This is a genomic window from Streptomyces sp. NRRL F-4489 (assembly GCF_001509485.1).
In the GTDB taxonomy this organism is placed as follows: domain Bacteria; phylum Actinomycetota; class Actinomycetes; order Streptomycetales; family Streptomycetaceae; genus Streptomyces.
The window spans coordinates 1-3,501 of record NZ_LLZI01000121.1; the positions used below are offsets into that span (position 1 = coordinate 1).

At 70.2% G+C, this 3,501-nt stretch carries 2 protein-coding genes and 1 pseudogene; 2 read left to right on the forward strand and 1 reads right to left on the reverse strand.

The annotated features are described in order from the left end of the window. Nucleotides 1–212 (forward strand): annotated as a pseudogene (locus ADL22_RS12095) (aspartate aminotransferase family protein); the annotation flags it as partial. Further along, nucleotides 209–1,642, forward strand: coding sequence for a lysine N(6)-hydroxylase/L-ornithine N(5)-oxygenase family protein (locus tag ADL22_RS12100; protein ID WP_066977016.1), 1,434 nt, complete (start codon nucleotides 209–211; stop codon nucleotides 1,640–1,642). The pseudogene ADL22_RS12095 and the gene ADL22_RS12100, both read left to right, overlap by 4 nt. An 81-nt stretch (nucleotides 1,643–1,723) precedes the next feature. On the opposite strand, the gene ADL22_RS12105 is transcribed toward ADL22_RS12100, so the two are convergent. Further along, nucleotides 1,724–3,493 carry a bifunctional metallophosphatase/5'-nucleotidase gene (locus ADL22_RS12105; protein ID WP_066977019.1) on the reverse strand — a complete coding sequence of 590 codons (1,770 nt, stop codon included), beginning with the start codon at nucleotides 3,491–3,493 and terminating at the stop codon, nucleotides 1,724–1,726. Nucleotides 3,494–3,501: the final 8 nt, after the last annotated feature.

Sequence of the window (3,501 nt, forward strand, 5' to 3'; positions counted from 1 at the left end):
CCCTCACCACCGTCCTCTTCCGCCCCACCGGCGCCGACGACACCACCCTCGCCACCATCCGCCGCACCCTCCTCACCGACGGCCACGCCGTCCTCGGCCGCGCCACCACCCCCACCGGCCTCTGGCTCAAGGCCACCCTCCTCAACCCCCACACCCAACCCGGAGACCTCACCACCCTCCTCAAACTCGTGGAAGGCCACACCCCCCGATGAACACCCCATCGCACACCGAACCCGGCACCGCCGACGCCCCCGGCCCCGACGCCCCCCTCGACCTCGCCGGCATCGGCATCGGCCCGTTCAACCTCTCCCTGGCCGCCCTCGCCCACCCCCTCACCGACCTCCGCACCGCCTTCTACGACCAGCACCCCGCCTTCCACTGGCACCCCGGCCTCCTCATCGACGGCGCCACCCTCCAAGTCCCCTTCCTCGCCGACCTCGTCACCCTCGCCGACCCCACCAGCCCCTGGACCTTCCTCAACTACCTCAAGGCCCGCGACCGCCTCTTCCCCTTCTACTTCGCCGAGCGCTTCCACACCCACCGCGCCGAATACGACGCCTACTGCCGCTGGGTCAGCGAGAACCTCCCCTCCCTCCACTTCGGCCACCACATCGACGCCGTCCGCTGGAACCACGAACGCCACCTCTTCGAGGTCGACTTCACCCAGCTCGGCGCGGACGGCGAAGCCGTGGCCCTCGGCCGCACCCACGCCCGCAACCTCGTCCTCGGCATCGGCACCGCCCCCCACATCCCCATCCCGCTGCGCCCCCTCGCCGAGGCCACCGGCGTCCCCGTCCTCCACAGCGCCGACTACCTCCACCACCGCGACCAGCTCCTCGCCGCCGACCACCTCACCGTCATCGGCGCCGGGCAGTCAGGCGCCGAGATCTTCCTCGACCAGCTCCGCGCCCGCCCCGCCGGCCGGGAGAACCTCCACTGGCTCGCCCGCACCCCCGCGTTCGCGCCCATGGAATACAGCAAACTCGGCCTGGAGCACTTCACGCCCGACTACACCCGCTACTTCCACGCCCTCCCCGAACGCGTCCGCGACGAGCTGCTCCCCGCCCAGTGGCAGCTCTACAAGGGCGTCGACCACGACACCCTCGCCGCCATCCACGACGAGCTCTACCGCCGCACCCTCGACGGCGGCTGGCCCAACGCCGTCCTCACCCCCGGTGTCCAGGTCCGCACCGCCGGCCGCGTCGGTACGACAAAGGTCGAGCTCCACCTCGAACACACCCAGCAGGGCAGCCGCTCCCGCCTCACCACCGACGCCGTCGTCCTCGCCACCGGCTACCGCGAACGCCGCATCGACACCCTCCTGGCCGGCCTCGACCCCTACCTCCGCCGCGACGCCTCCGACCGCCCCCGCGTCGACGCCCAGCACCGCCTCGGCCTCGACCCCGCCATCACCGGCGCCGTCTACGTCCAGAACGCCGAACGCCACACCCACGGCGTCGGCACCCCGGACCTCGGCCTCGCCGCCTGGCGCAGCGCCACCATCCTCAACTCCCTCACCGGCACCACCCCCTACCCCCTCCCCACCCGCACCGCCTTCACCACCTTCGGCCTCACCCAGCCCCCGACCCCGCACCCGCACACCATCCCGCGCCAGACCACCCACCTCGTCCCGCGCCACTGACGCACGGAAAACCGCCCCTCCCCCCCCGGCCGGGGACCGGACCGGGGGAGAGGGGCGGCGATCACTTGCTTGCGAACGGGCCTAGAACACCGGCACCCCCTCCCGCGTCAGCCGCCACTGGGCCGGGCCGAACGCCGCCGGATCGATCACCCCGCTCGCCTCCACCCACGCGATGATCAGATTCCGGATCTCCTCCGACGTCGACCACACCTGCTGCGCCGACGCCACATGCGGGAAACCGCCCCCGCCACTCGCCCGGTAATTGTTCACCGCCAGCACGAACCGCGCGTCATCCGCCACCGGCTTCCCCTCGAACGCCAGCTTCCCGATCCGCTGGCCCGCCGGCTTGGCGATATCGACCTCGTACGACACCCCGCGCACCACGTCGTAGTTGTAATCCGGAATGCTGTCCGCATTGGTGATCTTTTCCGGATCCACCGGGCCGCCCGCCGCCGTCCGCACGTAATACCGCGCCGAGAACTCCAGATACTCCCGCAGCTGCTTCCCCGTCAGCACCCGCGCTTCCAGGGTGTTGTCGAACGGATACAGCGCCGCCATCGACCGGATCGACACCTCACCGGCCGGCACCCGCGCCGTCCGCGAAAAACACGACGCCTGCGACAGCACCGGCAACGACGCCGACGCCGACCCCGCCAGCGCCTTGCGCACCGCCTCCGCCTGCACATACGCGATGAAATCGAGAATCGGGGTGTCCCGCACCGGCGCCTGCTCCGCCGACATCTCCACCACCGACTTGCCGATCACGCGGTTCACATACGTCACGACCTTCGCATGCGCCGCCCGCAGCATTGCCGTGATGCGCTCATCCTCCGCAGCCGTATTGGAATTCAGCACCCGCGACCCCAGCGACGCCACCTCCCACCGGCCCCGCCGCCATTCCACCTCCACCTCGAACAGCGACAGCCGCTGCCCCCACTTCAGCGGCTCCGACAGCACCACCTCGCGGCCCGTCGCCTTGTTCACCACCCGCCGCTCCGGGATCTCCACATGCGCGTGCCCCACCAGAATCGCGTCGATCCCCGGCACCTTCTCCGCCACCAGCGCCGCCGCGTTCTCCACATACGGCAGCTGATCCCCGTACGACGAGGTGCCGCTCGCGCCCGAATGCGCGGCCACGATCACCACATCCGCGCCCATCGAGCGCAATTTCGGGACCCACTTGGCCGCCTGCTCCTCCAGGCCAGGGAACGCCAGCTTTCCCTGCACATTCGCCTTGTCCCAGAGCGCGATCCCGGGATTCGTCAGCCCCAGTACCGCCACCCGCACATCCCGCCCGTGCGGCGTCCGCAACCGCTTGATCACATACGGCCGGAACGCCGGCCGCAGTGTCCGGGCGTCCACCGCGTTCGCCCCCAGCAGCGGAAAACGCAGGCTCTCCTCGAATTTCCGCAGTACCGGAATCCCGTAATTGAACTCGTGGTTCCCCAGCGCCGCCGCGTCATAGCCGATCGCGTTCATCGCCCGCGCCATCGGATGCACCGGACCGCCCGGACCCGTGATCGGGTCCACCTTCGCGTAGTAATAGGCCAGCTGCGTCCCCTGAATGGTGTCACCCGCGTCGATCAGCAGGGTGTTCTCCCGGCCCTTCGCCCGGCGCACCTCATCGACCAGTGTGGAAATCTTCGCCAGTCCCACATCGTTGTGCGCCGGATCGTCGAACTCGGCGTTGGTCGCGTAATCCCAGTTGAAGACATTCCCGTGCAGATCGGTGGTCCCCATGACCGTGAACGCGTACCGCTTCGTGTGCCCCCGCCCCGCACCGCCGTCCGCGGCGGTGCGGGGCGGGGGCACACGAAGCGGTACGCGTTCACCGTCATGGGGACCACCCATCTGCACGG

Excerpts from the sequence above, each read along its gene's own strand:
- ADL22_RS12105 (WP_066977019.1), bottom strand. The coding sequence starts at position 3,493 with ATGGGTGGTCCCCATGACGGTGAACGCGTACCGCTTCGTGTGCCCCCG.
- ADL22_RS12100 (WP_066977016.1), top strand. The coding sequence starts at position 209 with ATGAACACCCCATCGCACACCGAACCCGGCACCGCCGACGCCCCCGGC.